Origin of the sequence: Streptomyces sp. cg35 (assembly GCF_050410835.1) — a bacterium.
Taxonomy (GTDB): Bacteria; Actinomycetota; Actinomycetes; order Streptomycetales; family Streptomycetaceae; genus Streptomyces.
In genome coordinates, this window is sequence record NZ_CP191268.1 from 6,472,787 (window position 1) to 6,492,664 (window position 19,878).

The window sequence follows — 19,878 nt, forward strand, 5'->3', positions numbered from 1 at the left end:
CGGCAGGCCCTCAGGTACGGTGGGCCGTAGCGGGGCTCGACCGAACTGAGGGATTCATGGGACTCACCATCGGCGTCGATATCGGCGGCACGAAGATCGCGGCCGGCGTGGTCGACGAGGAGGGCAACATCCTCTCCACGTTCAAGGTGCCGACGCCGTCCACGCCTGACGGGATCGTGGACGCGATCGCCTCGGCCGTGGAAGGCGCCAGGGCCGGGCACGAGATCGTGGGCGTGGGCATCGGCGCCGCCGGATACGTCAACCGTCAGCGCTCCACCGTGTACTTCGCGCCGAACATCGACTGGCGCCAGGAGCCGCTGAAGGAGAAGGTCGAGCAGCGCGTCGGCCTGCCCGTCGTCGTGGAGAACGACGCGAACGCGGCAGCCTGGGGCGAGTACAAGTTCGGCGCGGGCAAGGGCCACCGCAACGTCATCTGCATCACGCTCGGCACGGGCCTCGGCGGCGGCATCATCATCGGCAACAAGCTGCGCCGCGGCCACTTCGGCGTCGCCGCCGAGTTCGGCCACATCCGCATGGTGCCGGACGGCCTGCTGTGCGGCTGCGGTTCGCAGGGCTGCTGGGAGCAGTACGCGTCCGGGCGCGCCCTGGTCCGCTACGCCAAGCAGCGCGCCAACGCCACCCCCGAGAACGCCGAGTACCTGCTGTCGCTCGGCGACGGCAGCCCCGACGGCATCGAGGGCAAGCACATCTCCACGGCCGCCCGCGAGGGCGACCCCGTCGCGGTGGACTCCTACCGCGAGCTGGCCCGCTGGGCCGGCGCGGGCCTGGCCGACCTCGCCTCGCTCTTCGACCCGTCGGCGTTCATCGTCGGCGGCGGCCTCTCCGACGAGGGCGAGCTGGTCCTCGACCCGATCCGCAAGTCATACAAGCGCTGGCTGGTCGGCGGGAACTGGCGGCCGGTCGCCGACGTCATCGCGGCCCAGCTGGGCAACAAGGCGGGCATGGTCGGCGCCGCCGACCTGGCACGGGAGCCCGACCCGGTGATGTGACACCGATGTACGCCAGGTGCCCGTCGTTCCCCTCTGGGGCGGCGGGCACCGGCGTATCTTGATCGCCATGGACTCCGGCTCGCTCCCCAACTCCCTTACCGCGGCCGACGGTTCTGCCGTCATCCGCGTCCTGAGCTACAACATCCGCTCGATGCGCGACGACCCCGCCGCCCTCGCCCGCGTCATGAAGGCCTGCGCCCCCGACCTGGTCCTCGTCCAGGAGGCCCCCCGCTTCTTCCGCTGGCGCAAGAAGCTCGCCCGGCTGGCCCGCGCCGCCGACCTGGTGATCCTCTCCGGCGGCGGCAGCGCGGCAGGACCCGCGCTGCTCTGCTCGCTGCGGGCCACGGTGGAGCGCACGGAGGACGTGCTGCTGCCGCTCACGCCCGGGCTGCACCGGCGCGGCTTCGCCACCGCCGTCGTCCGGTTCGGCGGCGCCCGGCTCGGCGTCGTCAGCTGCCATCTGAGCCTGCAGAAGGACGAGCGGTACGCACAGGGCGGGATGCTGCTCGACCGGATCGAGGCCATGGGCGTCGAGCACGCCGTCGTGGGCGGCGACCTGAACGAGCGGCCCGACGGGCGCACCTTCCGCCGTCTGGCCGCGGCCCTGAACGACGCCTGGGCCACCCGCCCATGGGGCACCGAGTACACCTCCACCCCGGCCGACCCCCACCAGCGGATCGACGCGATCCTCGCCACCCAGGGCATCGAGGTCCTCGGCTGCGGGGTCCCGGCCGATCTGCCCGCGCACGACCTGAGGGCGGCCACGGACCATCTGCCGGTCCTGGCCGCCCTCAGAATCCCGGCCGCCTGAGGACGCCGCCTGGCCTTGTCCACCGGGTACGCAAAAGGCCCGGCCGGAATCATCCGGTCGGGCCCTTCGCGCAGGTACGGGTCTCAGACCACGGCTCCGCGACCCGGGTCGTCGTCCTCGTCCTCGCCCGACTGCATCCGCGCGACCAGCGTGGCGAAGCCGCCGAGGAAGCCGCCGACGCAGAGCGTCGCCAGCCACCAGGTCATGGACCAGCCCAGCAGCACCGAGACGAGCAGCAGCACCGGGCCGCCGATCACGGCCAGCCACGCGAACCTGGACGTCACGTCCGACTCCGGGAGCGGCGGCGGCTCCGGCGGCACGAAGTGGCCCTCGTCGTCCTCGTCGAAGTCGCTCTCGGACGGCTCCGGCGACGCGTAGTCACGGGGGCCCGGAGCGGCGCCGATGCCCGGGGCGAAGGAGACCGACGAGCCGAGCGGCCCCTTGGTGTCCCCCGACGGCCGCTCGTCCGCGTCGTCGTCCTCGTCCGGACCGTCGCCCGGCCGCGTCGTATTGGTCTCCGGCTCCAGGAGCGCCAGGTCCTCCACCGACTTGAACGGCTTCGCGCCCGGCGGGTCCGGCGGCTCCTCCCCGTACCCGGCGACGATCTGCGCCCACAGCGCGTCCTCGTCGACCGGGAGCAGCCCGTCCTGCTGCTCCGCGTCCTGCCGCGGCTGCCCGGCACCGGCCCCCTGGGGCTCCGGGCCCCCGCCGCCGTCCGGACTGTCGGGGCTCTCGGGCTCCCGCCGCTCCTGCTCAGCCACCGCTGGCCGTCCCTTCCGCGCCCTCGCCGGGGCTGGTCACGCCCTCGCTGGGGATCTTGCCGACACTCGGAGCGAGCCGGCCGATGAACGCGTAGCTCTCCTCGAAGATCCGGTCCGCGTCATGGTCCAACGTCGCGACGTGGTAGCTCTGTTCCAGCAGGATCTCCGTGACGTCCGTGGAGGAGACCCGGCTGAGCACCCGGGCCGAGTCGGCGGGCGGCACCACATGGTCCTGGATGCTGTGCAGCACCACCAACGGCTGGGTCACCTGCGGCAGTTCACGGTCCACGATCCGGAAGAAGGTCCGCAGCTGGTGCGCCGAGTGCAGCGGCACCCGGTCGTAGCCCACCTCGTCCACGCCCTCCTTCGCGATGTCGCTGGCGATGCCCTTCACCGTACGGACGAGGTGCCGGGCCACCGGGAGGGCGTGCGCGGCCAGACCGTGCACCTTGTTCCCCGGATTGACCAGGACCAGGCCGGCCACCTGGTCGCCGTGCCGGGCCGCGAGGCGCAGCGCGAGCGCGCCGCCCATCGACAGGCCGAAGACGAACACCTGCGAGCAGCGCTCCGTGAGCTCGCGCAGGGCACGGTCCACCTCCGCGTACCAGTCCTGCCAGCCGGTGATCGCCATGTCCTCCCAGCGGGTGCCGTGCCCGGGCAGCAGCGGGAGCGAGACGGTCAGACCCCGCCCGGCCAGGTACTCCGCCCAGGGGCGCATCGATTGGGGGGATCCGGTGAAGCCGTGACAGAGGAGGACGCCGACCTCGCCGCCTTCATGGCGGTACGGCTCGGCTCCAGGAAGGACCGGCACCTTCGGTCTCCAGTTCTTGGAAGGGGCTCTGGACGGGGGAGCAGCGGGACGTGGACTTCACCGTACGCGACCGGACTGACACCGACCAGGGTCGTCGGGCCCCTGAGCGGCCCCGCGGGTTAAGGTCTGATCCTCGGACGAGGGAAGGCAGTGGGTTGATCTACGGCGCAATGAAGGTGGCCATCGGAGGGCCGCTGAAGCTCGGCTTCCGGCCGTGGGTGGAAGGGCTGGAGAACATTCCCGCCGAGGGGGCCGCGATCCTGGCCAGCAACCACCTCTCCTTCTCCGACTCGTTCTTCCTGCCGGCGGTCCTCGACCGCAAGGTCACCTTCATCGCGAAGGCCGAGTACTTCACCACCCCCGGAGTCAAGGGAAAGCTGACGGCCGCCTTCTTCAAGGGCGTCGGCCAGCTGCCCGTGGACCGGTCCGGCTCGCGCGGCGCCGGTGAGGCCGCCATCAAGAGCGGCATCGAGGTCCTGGAGCGCGGCGAGCTGTTCGGCATCTACCCCGAGGGCACGCGCTCACCCGACGGCCGGCTGTACCGCGGCAAGCCCGGCGGCCTGGCCCGCGTGGCGCTGGCCACCGGCGCGCCCGTCATCCCGGTCGCCATGATCGACACGGAGAAGATCCAGCCCCCGGGCAAGGTGATGCCCAAGCTCATGCGCCCCGGCATCCGCATCGGCAAGCCGCTCGACTTCAGCCGCTACCAGGGCATGGAGGGCGACCGGTTCGTGCTGCGGGCGGTGACCGACGAGGTCATGTACGAAATCATGAAGCTCTCCGGCCAGGAGTACGTCGACATGTACGCGACCGCCGCCAAGCGGCAGATCGCCGACGCGGCCAAGGCGGAGAAGGCGGAGAAGGCGGAAGCCGAGAAGGCCGAGAAGGAAGCGCAGAAGGAGCGGGGCGGCGCCTGACCGCGTCGTCCCCGAGGGGTGGGGGACATGGGGAGCACGGTCAGACGCGAGCGGGTCGTACGGATGTCGGTCGAGCAGCCGCTGTGGCGTGCCCTGACGGCCTACCGGGTGCTCACCATGCTGTACGCGATCGGGCTCTTCGCCTCCGCGTACGAGGTGTACGAGCGCCCGTGGGTCGCCATCGCCTACTTCGCCGTACTGGCCGGGTGGACCCTGGCGACGCTGCCGCAGGTGTCGGGAGCCCGGCGCTGCACCAAGCGGTTCCTCACCGCCGACCTGACGATCGCCGTCGTCGGCATCCTGCTGTCGCCCGTCGCGGGCCACGAGCGGGCCGTCACCGGCGGCTCGACGCTGCCGTCGATATGGACGGCGGGCGCGGTCCTCGCCTGGGCCCTCAAGGGCGGCTGGCGCTGGGCGGCCACCGCGTCCCTGCTCATCGGCGTCGCCAACGTGGTCCAGCGCGGCGCCGTCAGCCGCAGCACCTTCCACAACGTGCTGCTGGTCTGCATCGCCTCCATCGCCATCGGCTACGTCGTCGAGGTGGCCCGCGCCTCCGAGCGCACCCTCGCCCGCGCCCTGGAGATCGAGGCCGCCACACGCGAACGGGAGCGCCTGGCCCGCGACATCCACGACAGCGTCCTGCAGGTCCTCGCGATGGTGCAGCGGCGCGGCAACGCCCTGGGCGGCGAGGCCGCCGAGATCGGCCGGATGGCGGGGGAGCAGGAGGTCGCGCTGCGCACCCTGGTGGCCGGGGGCCTGACCCCGGCGTCCCGCGCCTCCGAGGACGCCGCGCAGGGCGCCGTCGTCCGCGCCGTCGACGAACCGGACCGCCACGCGCACGAAGAGGACGCGGACACCGGGCAGCCCCGCGACCTGCGGCCGCTGCTCGCCGGGCACGCGGGATCGCGGATCACCTTCGCCGAGCCGGGCGCCCCGGTCCTGATGCGGCCCGCCGCCGCCCGCGAACTGGCCGCCGCCGTCAGCGCGGCCCTGGACAACGTGCGGCGGCACGCGGGTGAGGGCGCGCACGCCTGGATCCTGGTCGAGGACGAGCCGGACGCGGTGATCGTGACCGTGCGGGACGACGGCCCCGGCATCCCGGAGGGCCGGCTCGCCCAGGCCGAGGGCGAGGGCCGGCTCGGCGTCGCCCTGTCCATCCGGGGCCGGCTGCGCGACATCGGCGGCACCGCCGAGCTGATCTCGGTACCCGGCCAGGGCACCGAGGTCGAACTGAACGTACCCAAGAGACCGACGAAGAACTGACCGTCGGGAAGAACCGGACGGCACACGGGGGAAGGGCAGGACCGGAGCGATGAGCGAACAGCACAACGACGGCGCAGGAGCCACGATCAAGGTCATGGTGGTCGACGACCACCCGATGTGGCGCGACGCCGTCGCCCGCGACCTGGCCGCGTCCGGCTTCGACGTGGTCGCCACCGCGGGCGACGGCGAGCAGGCGGTGCGCCGCGCGCGGGCCGCGGGCCCCGACGTCCTCGTCCTCGACCTGAACCTGCCGGCCAAGCCCGGCGTCCAGGTCTGCAAGGAGCTGGTCGGCGCCGACCCGGCGCTGCGGGTCCTGGTCCTGTCGGCGAGCGGCGAGCACGCGGACGTCCTGGAGGCGGTGAAGTCCGGGGCCACCGGCTACCTGCTGAAGTCCGCGTCCACCGACGAGCTGATCGACGCGGTGCGCCGCACGGCCGTCGGCGACCCGGTCTTCACGCCGGGCCTCGCCGGTCTCGTCCTCGGCGAGTACCGGCGGCTGGCCTCCGAGCCGGTTCCGGTCACCGGCACGGACGAGCCGAAGGCGCCGCAGCTCACCGACCGGGAGACCGAGGTGCTGCGCCTGGTCGCCAAGGGCCTGAGCTACAAGCAGATCGCGGAGCGGCTGGTCATCTCGCACCGCACGGTGCAGAACCACGTGCAGAACACCCTCGGCAAGCTCCAGCTGCACAACCGGGTGGAGCTCGTCCGGTACGCGATCGAGCGCGGCCTCGACGACGAGTAGCCCGGCGCCCGCCGTACAACTCGCGCCTCCAGTAAAGGAATTGACTCTCCGTCCCCTCCAGAAGTGACCTGGATCACCATTAGCGTGGCTCGTGACGGTTCACTTCAGCGCGAAGGGACGTGTTCATGCGGGCCAAGAAAATCGGAGTACTGACCGGAGGCGGCGACTGCCCCGGGCTCAACGCCGTCATCCGGGGCGTCGTCCGCAAGGGCGTGCAGGAGTACGGCTACGACTTCGTCGGCTTCCGGGACGGCTGGCGGGGACCGCTCGAGAACGACATCGTCCGCCTCGACATCCCCACCGTCCGCGGCATCCTGCCGCGCGGCGGCACCATCCTCGGCTCCTCGCGCACCAATCCCCTCAACGCGGAGAACGGCATCCGCCGCGTCAAGGAGAACCTCCTCGAGCAGGAGGTCGAGGCGCTGATCGTGATCGGCGGCGAGGACACCCTGGGCGTCGCGGCCCGCCTCGCCGACGAGTACGGCATCCGCGTCGTCGGCGTGCCCAAGACCATCGACAACGACCTCTCCGCCACCGACTACACCTTCGGCTTCGACACCGCCGTCGGCATCGCCACCGAAGCCATCGACCGGCTCCACACGACCGCCGAATCCCATATGCGGGTCCTCGTCGTCGAGGTCATGGGCCGCCACGCGGGCTGGATCGCCCTGCACTCGGGCCTGGCGGGCGGCGCCAACGTCATCCTCATCCCCGAGCAGCGCTTCGACATCGACCAGGTCTGCGCCTGGGTCACCTCCCGCTTCAAGGCCTCGTACGCGCCGATCGTCGTCGTCGCCGAGGGCGCGATGCCGCGCGACGGCGACATGGTGCTCAAGGACGAGTCGCTGGACTCCTTCGGGCACGTACGCCTCTCCGGCGTCGGCGAATGGCTCGCCAAACAGATCGAGAAGCGCACCGGCAAGGAGGCCCGCACCACGGTTCTCGGCCACGTCCAGCGCGGCGGCACCCCGTCGGCCTTCGACCGCTGGCTGGCCACCCGCTTCGGCCTGCACGCGATCGAGGCGGTCCGCGACGGCGACTTCGGCAAGATGGTCGCGCTGCGCGGCACGGACATCGTCCGCGTGCCCATCGCCGACGCGACGGCCCGCCTGAAGACCGTCGATCCGTCCCTCTACGAGGAGGTGGGGGTCTTCTTCGGATAGGCGACGGCTCGGGACGGCATCCCGGTTCGGGGTGCCGTCCCCTGTGGCCCTACATAAACTCCAGCCATGGAGATCCTCGCATTCGGCGTGCAATCCGACGAAAAGCCCCTCATCGAGAAGGCCTTCGAGGGCCACCACGACGTCCGCTGCCTGGACGTCTTCCTCAACGAGGACACCGCCCCCATCGCGGCGGGCTACGAGATCATCTCCACCAGCGTCAACGCGACCCTCAACAACCGGGTGCTGCAGAGCCTCGCGGCCGGCGGCACGCAGATGATCGCCCAGCGCTCCACCGGCTTCAACAACATCGACCTGGAGGTCGCCGAGCGCCTCGGGCTGACCGTCGCGCGGGTCTCCTATTACTCGCCGTACTCGGTCGCCGAGTTCGCCTGGACCCTCGCGATGGCCGTGAACCGGCGCATCGTCCGCGCCAGCAACCGCACCCGCGACTTCGACTTCCGCCTCGACGGCCTGCTCGGCCGTGACATGCGCGGCCGCACCGTCGGCGTCCTCGGCACCGGCAAGATCGGCGAGGCCTTCACCCGCATCGCGCACGGCTTCGGCATGAACCTGCTCGGCTGGGACGTCGCCGAGAACCCGGAGTGCGTGGCCCTCGGCATGAAGTACGTCGACAAGGACCAGCTCTTCGCCGAGGCCGACCTGATCAGCCTGCACGTCCCGCTGCTGCCCGCCACCGAGCACATCGTCGACGCCGCCGCCCTGCGCACCATGAAGGACGACGCGATCCTGATCAACTCCAGCCGCGGCGGTCTCGTCGACACCAAGGCCCTCGTCGCCGAACTGCGCGAGGGCCGCTTCACCGGCGTCGGCCTCGACGTGTACGAGGCCGAGGCGGGCCTGTTCTTCCTCGACAAGTCCCTGGAGATCGTCGACGACGACACCCTGGCCCGCCTCGTCACGTTCCCGAACGTCCTGGTCACCTCGCACCAGGCGTACTACACCGTGGACGCGGTCGGCCAGATCATCGACACCACGGTGCAGAACGTCCTGGACTACCTGGCCGGCCGCCGCTCCGAGAACGTGCTGGTCCCGGCCGAGGCGCCGGCGACGAGCTGACCGATCAGCTCCCGCACGATCCCGGCGCCGCGCAGCGAGAGCACCGACTCCGGGTGGAACTGCACCCCGGCGAAGGACGGCCCGCGCAGCGCGTGCACCTCCCCGTTCGCCGGGTCCCGGCTGACCTCGACGTCGTGCGCGGCCAGCTCCAGCGCCGCCGCGTCGTCGCAGCGGGCCGCGAAACTGTTGTAGAACCCGACGGTCTCGGTCCGGCCGAACAGCGCGATGTCGGTCTGCGCGCCCTGGTACGGCACGTCCTTCCGGGCGATCTCCAGGCCCAGCTCGGCCGCGATCAGCTCGTGCCCGAGGCAGACGCCGAGCACGCCGTGCCGGTGGCCGCGGATCACATCGGCCGTCAGCGACCTCAACAGCCGCATCTTGGGGTCGGTGAGATCGGACGGGTCGCCGGGCCCGGGGCCGAGCACGACCGGCCCCTCATGCGCGAGGACGGCGTCCCGCAGCCCCTCCTCGTCGTAGCGCCGCACCGTCACATCGAGCCCCGACGAGCGCAGCACATGCGCCAGCATCGCCGTGAAGGTGTCCTCACCGTCCACGACGAGCGCGTGTCCGGAGAGCTCTCCGTGCCGCTCCTGCATCCGCAGCCAGAACGGTGCGAGGGCCGCGCGGCGTCCGTCGAGCGCGGCCTGGACCCGCGGGTCGTCGGCCAGCGCGGGCCGCGTGCTCTCCTCACGCGGCCGTCCGGGACGTACGCCGAGAGCGGCCAGCACGCCGGCGGCCTTCGCGTGCGTCTCCGCGACCTCGCCCGCCGGGTCCGACCCCCGGACGAGCGTCGCGCCGACCGGCACCCGCAGCCGTCCGGCCGCGTCGATGTCGGCGGTGCGGATCAGGATGGGGGAGTCCAGGGTCTGCGCGCCGCCCGCGTCCCGCCCGACGAGCGCCAGGGCACCGGCGTAGTACCCGCGTCCCCCCACCTCGTGCCGCTCGATGACCCGGCAGGCGTTCTGCACCGGCGAGCCGGTGACGGTCGCCGCGAACATCGTCTCCTTCAGCACGTCGCGCACATCGAGGGTCGACTTCCCGCGCAGCTCGTACTCGGTGTGCGCGAGGTGGGCCATCTCCTTGAGGCGGGGCCCGACGACGACACCGCCCATGTCGCCGACGGTGCACATCATCTTGAGCTCCTCGTCGACGACCATCGACAGCTCCTCGATCTCCTTGCCGTCGGCGAGGAAGTCCAGCAGGTCCTCGGGCGTGGGCCCGGCGGCCGGATAGCGGTAGGTGCCGCTGATCGGGTTCATGACGACCGTCCCGCCCGACATCCGCACGTGCACCTCGGGGCTGGCACCGACCAGCGTCCTGTCTCCCGTGTGCACGACGAACGTCCAGTACGCGCCCCGCTCGCCGTCGAGCAGCCGCCGGAACAGCGCGAGCGCGTCGGCCCGTCCGAACCCCTCGATCTCGCCCTCGTACGTCCTGCGGATCACGAAGTTCGCGCCCTCGCCCTGCCCGATCTCCTCGCGCAGCACCCGGCCGACGATGCCGGCGTACGTCTCGTCGTCGACGTCGAAACCGCCGTCCCGGACGCGGACGTCGTGCGCCGGGAGCTGCCGCAGCGCCTCGTCGAGCGGGATCTCGTACGACTCCTCGGGGGTGAGGACGACGAGCGGTGTGCCGTCGTCGCGGACGTCGAAGCCGCGCTCCCTGATCTGCCGGAAGGGGACCAGGGCCAGCCCCTCCGGGATGTCCGCGAGCCGGTCGTACGTGCCGACCCCGCCGATCAGGACCTCGACCGTGTCGTGGTCGCGGCCGGGCGTGCGGCGGCGCAGCAGCGCGAAGGGTCGGTCGTCGGCGAGCAGAGCCGAGAGCTGCATGGGCGGTTCCTCTTCCTGGATTCCTGAAGTCGGTCGGAAGTCGGTCGGAGAGGAACGGCCCGGTCCTGAAAACACTGAAGGCCGCCCCTCGGGCGGCCTTCGCGAAGTCTGGATACGCGCAGTCAGTGGGCCGCCGGATGTGCGGTCCACCACCAGGTGCGGTTCAGAAACTGCGCGAACATGGGCGCAACCGTACCCGAACCCCGGGCTCATGTGTGCCTCCCGACTCTCATCCGTCTCAAAAGATGAGCGGTGGGATGGACGCCCGACATGACCCCGTAATGTTGGCGAGGTGACCGTGAACGCTAAGACCAGCGCAAGCGCTGGCAACACCTGGCGAAACCTGCCCGCGGCGCAGCAGCCCGAGTACCCCGATGCCGAGGCTCTGCGCGATGTGATCGCGGACCTCGAGTCGTATCCGCCGCTCGTCTTCGCGGGCGAGTGCGACCAGCTGCGTACCCGCCTGGCGGCCGTCGCCAAGGGAGAGGCGTTCCTCCTCCAGGGCGGCGACTGCGCCGAGGCCTTCGACGCCGTCTCCGCAGATCACATCCGGAACAAGCTCAAGACCCTGCTCCAGATGGGCGCCGTGCTGACGTACGCCGCCTCGGTGCCGGTCGTGAAGATCGGCCGCATCGCCGGCCAGTACTCCAAGCCGCGCTCCAAGCCGACCGAGACCCGCGACGGCGTCACCCTGCCGACCTACCGCGGCGACTCCGTCAACGGCTTCGAGTTCACCGAGGCCGCCCGCATCCCGGACCCCGAGCGCCTGAAGCGGATGTACAACGCGTCCGCCTCGACGCTCAACCTGGTGCGCGCCTTCACCACCGGCGGCTACGCCGACCTGCGCCAGGTGCACGCCTGGAACCAGGACTTCGTGAAGTCGTCCCCGTCCGGCCAGCGCTACGAGCAGCTCGCCCGCGAGATCGACAACGCGCTGAACTTCATGCGCGCCTGCGGCACCGACCCGGCCGAGTTCCAGACGGTCGAGTTCTACGCCTCCCACGAGGCGCTGCTGCTCGACTACGAGTCGGCGCTGACCCGCGTCGACTCGCGCACGGGCAACCTGTACGACGTCTCGGGCCACATGGTCTGGATCGGCGAGCGCACCCGTCAGCTCGACGGCGCGCACATCGAGTTCGCCTCGAAGATCCGCAACCCGATCGGCATCAAGCTCGGCCCGACCACGACGGCCGAGGAAGCGCTGCAGTACATCGAGCGCCTCGACCCCGACCGCGAGCCGGGCCGCCTGACCTTCATCGTCCGCATGGGCGCCGACAAGGTCCGCGACAAGCTGCCCGAGCTGGTGGAGAAGGTCACCGCCTCCGGCGCGACCGTCGCCTGGATCACCGACCCGATGCACGGCAACACGTACGAGGCGGCCTCCGGTCACAAGACCCGCCGCTTCGACGACGTGCTCGACGAGGTCAAGGGCTTCTTCGAGGTCCACAAGGCGCTCGGCACGCACCCGGGCGGCATCCACGTCGAGCTCACCGGTGACGATGTCACCGAGTGCGTGGGCGGCGGCGACGAGATCTTCGTCGACGACCTGCACCAGCGCTACGAGACGGCCTGCGACCCGCGCCTGAACCGCAGCCAGTCCCTGGACCTGGCGTTCCTGGTCGCGGAGATGTACCGGGACCAGTGATCCCTCGAGGGACATGAGTACACAGCCGTGGGGCGCGGATCACAGGGATCCGCGCCCCACGGCACTTTTGTGCATCCGGCCCGGCGGGTAAGGTTAGGTTAGCCTCACCGATCAATCGGGACGGCAACGCCTATGAGTCCCGACCGGGAGGTGACCCCCGCGTGTATGTCTGCAACTGCTTCGGTGTGACCGAGGACCAGGTGAAGAAGCATGCGGAGGGCGGCGCCTGCACGCCCCGCCAGATCGCGTCGGCCTGCAAGGCGGGCACGGACTGCGGTTCGTGCGTACGCCGTATCCAGGCGCTGCTCGGGCGGGGAGCCTGCCCGCGGCGCGAGCTGGTCGAGCAGGGAGAGGCCGCGGTCGCGCTCGCCCCGCAGAGCCCCCAGGTGGAGCTTCCCGAAGCCGCCTGATCCGCCGGCCGGTCCCTCCGGCGGGCTAGCTGTCCGGCTGCTCGATCTGCTGGGCCAGGTAGAGCGCCTCACCGAGCTTCTCGATCAGCTCCAGCTGGGTGTCGAGGTAGTCGATGTGGTGCTCCTCGTCCTCCAGGATGTCCTCGAAGATCCGCGCCGACGTCACATCGCCCTTGGCCCGCATGACGTCGATGCCGCGCTTGAGGCGGTCGATGGCCTCGACCTCCACCTGCCGGTCGGCCTGGAACATCTCGGTGACCGTCTGTCCGACACGCACATGGAACAGCCGCTGGTAGTTCGGCAGGGCATCGAGAAAGAGGATCCGTTCCGTCAGCCTGTCCGCGTGCTTCATCTCGTCGATGGACTCGGCACGGGTGTAATTCGCGAGCTTGGTCCAGCCATTGTTGTCCTGGATCCGGTAGTGGAGCCAGTACTGGTTGATGGCCGTCAGCTCGCCCGTGAGCTGCTCGTTGAGGAATTCGATGACCTCGGGGTCGCCCTGCATCGCAGAGGCTCCTTCCACGTGGTGGACTCGGCAGGTTCCGCGCATCCTTGCACCGGGGTTCAAACGCGTCCAGTAAGTGCACGCTTAGTAGGAGTTGCCCGAATCGATGATCGACTGACGCCTGTCGGCACCCGCGTGGTCACGTCCACTGCTCGGGGTCTGTCAGGATGGAGGCATGGGTCATCCGGTGAGTCGCGAGTCTGGGGGAGCAGTGCAGCCGGAGCTTCCTCCCGGGCAGCGTCTGCAGCGCGGCTGGCCGGTCACCCATTACGGGCCCGTGCCCAAGTTCCGGCCCGAGCGCTGGGAGTTCAGGGTCTTCGGGTCCACCGCCGACGGTGACAAGCACTGCTGGAACCACGAGGAGTTCTCGGCACTGCCGTACGCGACCGTGGTCGGCGATCTGCACTGCGTCACGAAGTTCAGCATGCTCGGCGCCGAGTGGGGCGGCGTGCGGGCCTCCACCATCCTTGAGCTGGCGCCGCCGGATCCCGCGGTCACGCATGTGATGGTCTGGGCCGAGTACGGGTTCAGCTCGAACCTGCGGCTGGCCGATTTCGCCGCCGACCGCACCATCTTCGCCACCCACAAGGGCGGGGAGCTGCTCACGGCCGAGCACGGGTTCCCGCTGCGTCTTGTCGTGCCCCATCTGTATGCCTGGAAAGGGCCGAAGTGGGTGCGCGGGGTCGAGTACATGACCGCGGACCGGCGGGGGTTCTGGGAGGAGCGCGGGTACCACAACGTGGGGGACCCGTGGCAGGAGCAGCGGTACTCGTACCAGGAAGAGCCCGGGGAAGGGCCTGAGCTCTAGCTTTGGGTCCGGCGTGCGTCGTCTTCAGTGGTGGTACTGGTGCACCACCGCGTGGCCCCTGCCTCGGCCGATCATCCAGCGGTTGACCGGCGTCGTGACGACGAAGGCGATCACGAGTGACGCCGCCAGCGCGCCCCAGAACAGTGCGTCCGAGAGCTGGGCGTCCATCGCGCTCGGCCACAGTGCGATGACGCCGTTGTCGATCAGCTCCATCACGGCGATGGACAGCGTGTCCGCGGCCAGCGCCACCCGGAACGCCGTCCTGAAGGTCACGCCCGCCCCGAGCACGCTCCGCAGCGTCAGCGAGTAGCCGAAGAAGAACGCCAGCACGATCGCCAGGACCATCGTCGGCACGTTGCCCCAGCCGAGCGCGGTGCCGATCACCATGCCGAGGATCTCGCCGATGGCGCAGCCGGTGAGGCAGTGCAGTGTCGCCTGCGCGGCTGTGGACCAGGTGACCTTGCCGCCGTGGTCGTGGCCGTGGCCGTGGGGTGCGTGGTCGTGGTCGTGGTCGTTGGGTGTGTGGTCGTGGTCGTGCCCGTGGTGTTCGTGTTCCGTTTGTGCGTTGTGCTGCATGGTTCCCCCAGCGTCAGTAACGGCTCCTGTCAGTGACAGGAACCGTATACCCCTGGGGGGTATTCCTCAACGGAACGCGGAATCTTACGGGCGGAGCTCCTTGAGGTGGGCGACGTCCGCCGCGTGGCCGTCCTTACCGCCCGGCGTCTCGATGATCAGCGGGACGTTCTCGGTCGCCGGGTGAGTCATCAGCTCGTGGAACGGTTCGGCCCCGATGTGGCCGGAGCCGATGTTCTCGTGGCGGTCCTTGTGGGCGCCCACGACGTCCTTGGAGTCGTTGGCGTGGATGAGCTTGAGGCGGCCCTCGCCGACGGTGTCCACGAGGAGGTCGAGGGTCTGCTTCATGCCGCCCGGGCCGGCGAGGTCGTGGCCCGCCGCGAAGATGTGGCAGGTGTCGAGGCAGACGCCGAGCTTCGGGTGGCGGTCGAGGGCGTCGAAGTACGGGCCGAAGTCCCAGGTGCGGGAGCACAGGGAGGCGCCCTGGCCCGCGGTCGACTCCAGGAGGAGGAACGGGTCGTCGTCGTGGGTCAGTTCGTCGAGCAGGGGGAGCATGTGCTCGCGTACCTGGGCCAGGGCGACGACCCGGTCGCGGCCGCCGGTCGCGGAGCCCGTGTGCACGACGACGCCGAGGGCGCCGATGGCGCGGGCGCGGCGGAGGGAGTGCCGCATCGACGCGACGCTCTTCTCCACGGTGGCCTCGGTGTGCGAGCCGAAGTTGATCAGGTACGGGGCGTGGACGTAGGCGGGGATGTCCTCGGCGGCGCAGCGGGCGCGGAACTCCTCGTCCTGCTGGGGGTTTCCCGGGGGAGTGGCCCAGCCGCGGGGGTTGGCCACGAAGACCTGGACGGTCTCGGCCTTGAGGTCGTGGGCGTACGAGAGGCCTACGGAGGCGAGGCCGCCGGCTACGGGGACGTGGCCGCCGATGGGGTTGCGGGAGCGGGGGGTGTTCGTCACGCGGTCAAGGGTGTCATGGGGGTGCGCCGTGAAAGGAGGGTGGCCGTCGGGGGTTGTCTTGGCAGCTTTCCGTTGTCTCCGACAGGTGTGTGGTCGGGTGCGGGGCCGCCCTGGGCATGTCCGTGCTCGCCATCTTGATGGCCTCGCCGGTTGCGTTGGCCGCCGATACCGCGTGGCCTGTGCTGCGCGCGCACATCCCCAGACCGGCCCCTCCCGTCTCGTACGCGAGTGATCGCCGGTGAGGGCTGAGCAGATCGAGCCCCTCCGGCGATTGAGGAGCTGGTGCCGGGGCGCTACCGGATGGTGATCTTGATCGTCGAGCCCTCGGGGGCCTCGTCGCCGCCGGTCACGGACTGGCTCTTGACCGTGTCGCCGAAGAGGCCCAGGAGGCCGCGGTCCTCGTCGACCTCGAAGCCGGCGTCCTCCAGCTTGGCGTGGGCGTCGTCGACGCTCAGGCCCGTGACGTCCGGGACCTCGATCATCGGGGGGCCGTCGGAGATCGTCAGGGTGACCGTGTCGCCCTTGGCGAGCTGGCCGTCCCGGGGGGACTGCTGGGCCACGTCGCCCTTGTCCTCATCGGAGGTGACCCGCTTCGTGGCGATCTCCGCCTTCAGGCCCGCCTCCTCAAGCTCGGCCACGGCGTCCTCCTCGGACTCGCCCGTGACGTCGGGGACGTCCACGGGTTCGCCCTTGGAGACGACCAGGGCGACCGCGGAACCGGACTTGCGGGTCGCACCCGCCTCCGGGTCCGTGCTGATCACGGAGCCCTTGGTGACGTCCTCGCTGAACTCCTTGGTGATCATGCCCGGTTCGAGGCCCCGGTTCTTGAGGTCGCTCTTCGCCGTGGCGAGGGGCGTGCCCTTGAGGTCGGGGACCTTGACCGTCTCGGGGCCCTTGGACACGGTCAGGTTCACCGTGCCGTTGTCCCGGATGCGGGTATTCGCCTCCGGGTCCGTGGCCATGACACTGCCGCGCTTGAACGTGTCGCTGTACTTGTACGTCGTCTTGCCGCCCGCCTGGAGGCCCGCGCTCTGAAGGCGCTGCTTCGCCTCCGCCTCCGTCTTGGCCAGCAGGGGCGGGACCTTCGTGAACTGGCCGGAGTTGATGTACCAGACGCCCGCGCCCACGCCGAGGACCAGCAGGATCGCCGCGATGATCGCGAACGTGCCGCGTCGCGGACCGCCGCTCCTGCGGCGTGCCGGGGCGGTGGCCGGGGGCGGCGGAGGCGGTGACTCCAGGCGGCTGGTGCGGTTGAACCGGTCCTCTTCCGTGGGCAGCGGCAGCTGCACCGCGCGCGGGATCACGCTCGTCCGGTCGTCCGCCCCCGCGTGCTCCACGTCCCGCGCCTGCGGCGGCACCGCGTCCAGCTGCGCGTCGGTCAGCGCCGCACGCGCGTCCCTGGCCTGCGCGAGCAGCGCCACGGCGTCGTGCGGGCGGACCTGCGGGGTGCGGGCCGTGGCCGAAGCGACCAGGTCGTCCAGTTCGAAGGGGAGTCCCGGCACCGCCGCGGAGGGCGGCGGGACATCCTCGTTGAGGTGCTTGTAGAGAACCTGGGCCGGAGTGTCCCCGTAGTGCGGCTTCGACCCCGTCAGCATCTCGTACAGGACCACTCCGCACGCGTAGACGTCCACGGCGGGCGTCGCCGTGCCGTCCTCGATCTGCTCGGGTGCCAGGTACGAGACCGTGCCGAGGACCGATCCGGTCGTGTTCGTGACGGTGTCCACCGCCCGCACGAGACCGAAGTCCGCCACCTTCACGCGGCCGTCGTCCCCTATCAGGACGTTCTCCGGCTTCATGTCGCGGTGCACGAAGCCCGCGCGGTGCGCCGCTCCGAGCGCGGCGAGCACCGGCTCCAGGATGTCGAGCGCCGCGCGGGGCCGGAGCGCACCGCGGTCGCGCAGGACGTCGCGGAGCGTGCAGCCCGCGATGTACTCCATCGCCAGGTACACGTACGCGCCGTCGGCGCCCTGGTCGAAGACCCCGACCACATTGGGGTGCGAGAGGCGGGCGACCGACTTGGCCTCGCGGATGAAGCGGTCGACGAACGTGGCGTCGGCCGCCAGCGAGGGGTGCATCACCTTGAGCGCGAGCACGCGGTCGAGGCGGGTGTCCACGGCCCGGTAGACCGTGGCCATCCCGCCGACCGCGATGCGTGCGTCGATGCGGTACCGGCCGTCGAGCACGTGCCCGAGCAACGGGTCCTGAAGGGTCGTGTCCACGCAGGGGAGTCTACGAGGAGTGACTGACATGCCCGATGCGTGCAGCGGGACCGGTCCCGTACTGCAGCAGAGCTGTGACCGTGTCAGAAGGCCGGGCGCTCCGGGTCGAGGTGGGCCCGGCCCTCTGTGGGCGATGAGGCTTCAGCGAAGTGGCGCTTGGGGATACGGCCCGCGCGGTACGCCAGCCGGCCCGCCTCCACCGCGTGCCGCATGCCCTCGGCCATGAGGACCGGCTCCTGGGCGCGGGTCACCGCCGAGGCGAGCATCACACCCGCGCACCCCAGCTCCATGGCGAGCGTCACATCGGAGGCCGTGCCCGCGCCCGCGTCCAGGATCACCGGCACGCGCGCGTGCTCGACGATCAGCTGGAAGTTGTGCGGGTTGCGGATGCCGAGCCCGGAACCGATCGGGGAGCCGAGCGGCATGATCGCCGCGCAGCCCACGTCCTCGAGCCTGCGGGCCAGGACCGGGTCGTCGTTGGTGTAGGGCAGCACCGTGAACCCGTCGTCGACCAGGGTCTCGGCGGCGTCCAGGGTCTCGATCGGGTCGGGCAGCAGGGTGCGCTCGTCGGCGATGACCTCGAGTTTGACGAGGTTCGTACCGAGTGCCTCGCGCGCCAGGCGGGCCGTGAGGACCGCCTCGCCCGCCGTGAAGCAGCCCGCGGTGTTGGGGAGGACCTGGATGCCGAGCTTCTCCAGGACCGAGAGCACCGAGCCGTGCACCGTCGCGTTCACGCGGCGCATCGCCACCGTGGTGAGCTCGGTGCCGGAGGCGGTCAGGGAGCGTTCCAGGATGTCGAGGCTCGGGGCGCCTCCCGTGCCCATGATCAGGCGCGAGGAGTACGTGGTGCCCCCGAGGACGAAAGCGTCGTCAGCCATGGACGAGTCAGCCTCCTTGTACGGCGGTGAGGACTTCGACGCGGTCCCCGTCGGAGAGCGCGGTCGCGGGCCACTGGGTGCGCGGGACGACGGTCTCGTTCAGGGCGGCGGCGACGCCGGAGTGCGCCGTGGTGAGGGTGGCCACCAGGGCGTCGAGCGTGGTCTCCGCGGTCACGGTGCGCGACTCGCCGTTGACGGATACGTTCATGCGGGCTGCTCCAAGGAGGCGCCGCTGAAGCGCCTGGGGGTGAACGGGCGGGCCTCTTCGGGGAGTTCACCGGTGACCAGCACATGCGCCATGGCGTCCCCGGTGACCGGCGTGAGCAGCACGCCGTTGCGGTAGTGGCCGGTGGCCAGGAGGAGGCCCGGCAGCGGGGTGGGGCCGAGGAGCGGGGCGTTGTCGGGCGAGCCGGGGCGCAGGCCCGCGCAGGTCTCGGTCAGCGGCAGCTCCGTGATGCCGGGGACGAGCTCGTGGGCGTCCCGCAGCAGTTCGTAGACCCCGCCGGCCGTGACCGTGGTGTCCCAGCCGAGCTCCTCGCTCGTGGCGCCCACGACGAGCTCGCCGTTGACGCGCGGCACCAGGTACAGGTGGCTGCCGCGGACGACCGCGCGGACCGTGCGGCTCAGGAACGGCGCGTACCGCCGGGGCACGGTCAGGCGCAGGACCTGGCCCTTGACCGGGCGGACGGGCGGCAGCACCTCGTCGGGTACCCCCGCGAGCTGCCCGCTGCGGCTGCCCGCCGCGAGCACGATCTGGCCGCCCGCGAGTTCGGTGCCGTCGGCGAGGAGGACGCCGGACGCCCGGTCCTGTACGACACGGAGCCGTTCGGCGCGGGTCCGGTGGAAGACCACGCCCGTGCGCTCGCAGGCCGTCACAAGGGCGCCCGCGAGCCTTCTCGGGTCGATCTGGTGGTCACCGTCGACCCGCAGGCCCCCGCGTACGCCCGGCGCGAGCATCGGCTCCAGGCGGCGGCAGTCACGGCCCGACAGCCACTCGGACTCCAGGCCCGACTTCCTCTGCAGCGCGTGCAGTTCACGCAGATGCGCCCGGTCGTCCGCGTCCAGCGCGACCGCCAGCGTGCCGCACGCGCGGTAGCCGAGGTCCCGGCCGGAGGCCTCGGCCAGCTCGGCGGCGAAGTCCGGGTAGCGGCGCGCGGACTCGACGTTCAGGTTCAGCAACGTCTGCTCGCCGTAGTGGAGTTCGGTGACCGCGGCCAGCATGCCCGCCGCCACCTGGGCGGCCCCGCCGCCCGGATCGGGATCCACCACCGCGACGGACAGACCGCGCTGCGCGGCCCGCCACGCGGTGACCAGGCCGATGATGCCGCCCCCGACGACCAGTACGTCGGTGGCTTTGGACGGAGTACGCGACATGGGCGTCCAGCCCCTCCCTTCGCCGGCATGACCCGGATCAGGTTCGTACGGTCGGAGGCCGCTCCAGCCTCCCTCTCAGCCCGCTGCGTACGGGCTCCCGCGAGTGCTTTACGTTGGCCACC

Annotated in this window: 20 protein-coding genes and 1 riboswitch; of the genes, 10 read left to right on the top strand and 10 right to left on the bottom strand. The window is 71.0% G+C overall.

Annotated elements, in window-relative coordinates:
• The first annotated feature begins 56 nt into the window (after positions 1 to 56).
• Positions 57 to 1,010 (top strand): ROK family glucokinase, encoded by a 954-nt coding sequence (locus ACQUQD_RS29550; RefSeq protein ID WP_428955188.1) that lies wholly within the window; start codon positions 57 to 59, stop codon positions 1,008 to 1,010.
• 67 nt (positions 1,011 to 1,077) lie between these two features.
• Entirely contained in the window at positions 1,078 to 1,821 is a 744-nt protein-coding gene (locus ACQUQD_RS29555) for an endonuclease/exonuclease/phosphatase family protein (protein ID WP_428955189.1), read from the top strand.
• Between the two features lie 83 nt (positions 1,822 to 1,904).
• Here the strand turns inward: ACQUQD_RS29555 and ACQUQD_RS29560 are convergent, their stop codons facing one another.
• Positions 1,905 to 2,582, bottom strand: a complete 678-nt coding sequence (locus ACQUQD_RS29560; protein WP_428955190.1) for a hypothetical protein — start codon at positions 2,580 to 2,582, stop codon at positions 1,905 to 1,907.
• Positions 2,575 to 3,393 carry an alpha/beta hydrolase gene (locus ACQUQD_RS29565; protein WP_428955191.1) on the bottom strand — a complete coding sequence of 273 codons (819 nt, stop codon included), beginning with the start codon at positions 3,391 to 3,393 and terminating at the stop codon, positions 2,575 to 2,577. The genes ACQUQD_RS29560 and ACQUQD_RS29565 overlap by 8 nt, the downstream gene beginning before the upstream one ends.
• A gap of 170 nt (positions 3,394 to 3,563) precedes the next feature.
• On the opposite strand from ACQUQD_RS29565, the gene ACQUQD_RS29570 reads away from it, so the two are divergent.
• The 5 genes from ACQUQD_RS29570 (at position 3,564) to ACQUQD_RS29590 (ending at position 8,555) form a co-directional block, all read left to right on the top strand.
• Entirely contained in the window at positions 3,564 to 4,310 is a 747-nt protein-coding gene (locus ACQUQD_RS29570) for a lysophospholipid acyltransferase family protein (RefSeq protein WP_428955192.1), read from the top strand.
• Between the two features lie 27 nt (positions 4,311 to 4,337).
• Positions 4,338 to 5,573 carry a MacS family sensor histidine kinase gene (gene macS / locus ACQUQD_RS29575; protein ID WP_428955193.1) on the top strand — a complete coding sequence of 412 codons (1,236 nt, stop codon included), beginning with the start codon at positions 4,338 to 4,340 and terminating at the stop codon, positions 5,571 to 5,573.
• Positions 5,574 to 5,622: 49 nt separating this feature from the next.
• Positions 5,623 to 6,315 carry a response regulator gene (locus ACQUQD_RS29580; RefSeq protein ID WP_428955194.1) on the top strand — a complete coding sequence of 231 codons (693 nt, stop codon included), beginning with the start codon at positions 5,623 to 5,625 and terminating at the stop codon, positions 6,313 to 6,315.
• 125 nt (positions 6,316 to 6,440) lie between these two features.
• On the top strand, positions 6,441 to 7,478 hold the full coding sequence (locus ACQUQD_RS29585; RefSeq protein WP_428955195.1) for a 6-phosphofructokinase: 1,038 nt from the start codon (positions 6,441 to 6,443) through the stop codon (positions 7,476 to 7,478).
• Between the two features lie 66 nt (positions 7,479 to 7,544).
• Positions 7,545 to 8,555 carry a 2-hydroxyacid dehydrogenase gene (locus ACQUQD_RS29590; RefSeq protein ID WP_428955196.1) on the top strand — a complete coding sequence of 337 codons (1,011 nt, stop codon included), beginning with the start codon at positions 7,545 to 7,547 and terminating at the stop codon, positions 8,553 to 8,555.
• Here the strand turns inward: ACQUQD_RS29590 and ACQUQD_RS29595 are convergent.
• Positions 8,492 to 10,387, bottom strand: a complete 1,896-nt coding sequence (locus tag ACQUQD_RS29595) for an anthranilate synthase family protein (RefSeq protein WP_428955197.1) — start codon at positions 10,385 to 10,387, stop codon at positions 8,492 to 8,494. The two genes, ACQUQD_RS29590 and ACQUQD_RS29595, sit on opposite strands and share 64 nt — an antisense overlap.
• A 292-nt stretch (positions 10,388 to 10,679) precedes the next feature.
• Between ACQUQD_RS29595 and ACQUQD_RS29600 the strand changes: the two genes are divergently transcribed.
• On the top strand, positions 10,680 to 12,032 hold the full coding sequence (locus tag ACQUQD_RS29600; protein WP_428955198.1) for a class II 3-deoxy-7-phosphoheptulonate synthase: 1,353 nt from the start codon (positions 10,680 to 10,682) through the stop codon (positions 12,030 to 12,032).
• A gap of 161 nt (positions 12,033 to 12,193) precedes the next feature.
• A complete protein-coding gene (locus ACQUQD_RS29605; RefSeq protein WP_428955199.1) occupies positions 12,194 to 12,442 on the top strand; it encodes a (2Fe-2S)-binding protein in 249 nt (82 codons plus the stop codon).
• Between the two features lie 25 nt (positions 12,443 to 12,467).
• Here ACQUQD_RS29605 and bfr read toward each other — a convergent pair whose 3' ends face one another.
• A complete protein-coding gene (gene bfr, locus ACQUQD_RS29610) occupies positions 12,468 to 12,947 on the bottom strand; it encodes a bacterioferritin (RefSeq protein ID WP_428955200.1) in 480 nt (159 codons plus the stop codon).
• A 175-nt stretch (positions 12,948 to 13,122) separates the two neighbouring features.
• On the opposite strand from bfr, the gene ACQUQD_RS29615 reads away from it, so the two are divergent.
• On the top strand, positions 13,123 to 13,755 hold the full coding sequence (locus ACQUQD_RS29615; protein ID WP_428955201.1) for a sulfite oxidase-like oxidoreductase: 633 nt from the start codon (positions 13,123 to 13,125) through the stop codon (positions 13,753 to 13,755).
• A 24-nt stretch (positions 13,756 to 13,779) separates the two neighbouring features.
• On the opposite strand, the gene ACQUQD_RS29620 is transcribed toward ACQUQD_RS29615, so the two are convergent.
• The 6 genes from ACQUQD_RS29620 to thiO form a co-directional block, all read right to left on the bottom strand.
• A complete protein-coding gene (locus tag ACQUQD_RS29620) occupies positions 13,780 to 14,331 on the bottom strand; it encodes a DUF4396 domain-containing protein (RefSeq protein WP_428955202.1) in 552 nt (183 codons plus the stop codon).
• A gap of 84 nt (positions 14,332 to 14,415) precedes the next feature.
• The gene (locus ACQUQD_RS29625) at positions 14,416 to 15,285 is read right to left on the bottom strand and encodes a deoxyribonuclease IV (protein ID WP_428955203.1); all 870 of its coding nucleotides are present in this window, start codon (positions 15,283 to 15,285) and stop codon (positions 14,416 to 14,418) included.
• A gap of 293 nt (positions 15,286 to 15,578) precedes the next feature.
• Positions 15,579 to 17,534, bottom strand: a complete 1,956-nt coding sequence (pknB, locus tag ACQUQD_RS29630) for a Stk1 family PASTA domain-containing Ser/Thr kinase (protein WP_428955204.1) — start codon at positions 17,532 to 17,534, stop codon at positions 15,579 to 15,581.
• Positions 17,535 to 17,587: 53 nt separating this feature from the next.
• Complete coding sequence (locus tag ACQUQD_RS29635; protein WP_428955205.1) at positions 17,588 to 18,382, bottom strand: thiazole synthase; 795 nt, start codon at positions 18,380 to 18,382, stop codon at positions 17,588 to 17,590.
• A gap of 7 nt (positions 18,383 to 18,389) precedes the next feature.
• Positions 18,390 to 18,590 carry a sulfur carrier protein ThiS gene (gene thiS, locus ACQUQD_RS29640; RefSeq protein WP_428955206.1) on the bottom strand — a complete coding sequence of 67 codons (201 nt, stop codon included), beginning with the start codon at positions 18,588 to 18,590 and terminating at the stop codon, positions 18,390 to 18,392.
• On the bottom strand, positions 18,587 to 19,756 hold the full coding sequence (gene thiO, locus ACQUQD_RS29645; protein WP_428955207.1) for a glycine oxidase ThiO: 1,170 nt from the start codon (positions 19,754 to 19,756) through the stop codon (positions 18,587 to 18,589). Before thiO ends, thiS begins: the two co-directional genes overlap by 4 nt.
• Positions 19,754 to 19,867, bottom strand: a riboswitch (TPP riboswitch). (Overlaps the previous gene by 3 nt.)
• Positions 19,868 to 19,878: the final 11 nt, after the last annotated feature.

What these genes read in the sequence shown, in the direction of transcription:
- ACQUQD_RS29550 (WP_428955188.1), top strand. Translation starts at nt 57, where the DNA reads ATGGGACTCACCATCGGCGTCGATATCGGCGGCACGAAGATCGCGGCC.
- ACQUQD_RS29555 (WP_428955189.1), top strand. Translation starts at nt 1,078, where the DNA reads ATGGACTCCGGCTCGCTCCCCAACTCCCTTACCGCGGCCGACGGTTCT.
- ACQUQD_RS29570 (WP_428955192.1), top strand. Translation starts at nt 3,564, where the DNA reads ATGAAGGTGGCCATCGGAGGGCCGCTGAAGCTCGGCTTCCGGCCGTGG.
- macS (WP_428955193.1), top strand. Translation starts at nt 4,338, where the DNA reads ATGGGGAGCACGGTCAGACGCGAGCGGGTCGTACGGATGTCGGTCGAG.
- ACQUQD_RS29580 (WP_428955194.1), top strand. Translation starts at nt 5,623, where the DNA reads ATGAGCGAACAGCACAACGACGGCGCAGGAGCCACGATCAAGGTCATG.
- ACQUQD_RS29585 (WP_428955195.1), top strand. Translation starts at nt 6,441, where the DNA reads ATGCGGGCCAAGAAAATCGGAGTACTGACCGGAGGCGGCGACTGCCCC.
- ACQUQD_RS29590 (WP_428955196.1), top strand. Translation starts at nt 7,545, where the DNA reads ATGGAGATCCTCGCATTCGGCGTGCAATCCGACGAAAAGCCCCTCATC.
- ACQUQD_RS29595 (WP_428955197.1), bottom strand. Translation starts at nt 10,387, where the DNA reads ATGCAGCTCTCGGCTCTGCTCGCCGACGACCGACCCTTCGCGCTGCTG.
- bfr (WP_428955200.1), bottom strand. Translation starts at nt 12,947, where the DNA reads ATGCAGGGCGACCCCGAGGTCATCGAATTCCTCAACGAGCAGCTCACG.
- ACQUQD_RS29615 (WP_428955201.1), top strand. Translation starts at nt 13,123, where the DNA reads ATGGGTCATCCGGTGAGTCGCGAGTCTGGGGGAGCAGTGCAGCCGGAG.
- ACQUQD_RS29620 (WP_428955202.1), bottom strand. Translation starts at nt 14,331, where the DNA reads ATGCAGCACAACGCACAAACGGAACACGAACACCACGGGCACGACCAC.
- pknB (WP_428955204.1), bottom strand. Translation starts at nt 17,534, where the DNA reads ATGTCAGTCACTCCTCGTAGACTCCCCTGCGTGGACACGACCCTTCAG.
- ACQUQD_RS29635 (WP_428955205.1), bottom strand. Translation starts at nt 18,382, where the DNA reads ATGGCTGACGACGCTTTCGTCCTCGGGGGCACCACGTACTCCTCGCGC.
- thiS (WP_428955206.1), bottom strand. Translation starts at nt 18,590, where the DNA reads ATGAACGTATCCGTCAACGGCGAGTCGCGCACCGTGACCGCGGAGACC.
- thiO (WP_428955207.1), bottom strand. Translation starts at nt 19,756, where the DNA reads ATGTCGCGTACTCCGTCCAAAGCCACCGACGTACTGGTCGTCGGGGGC.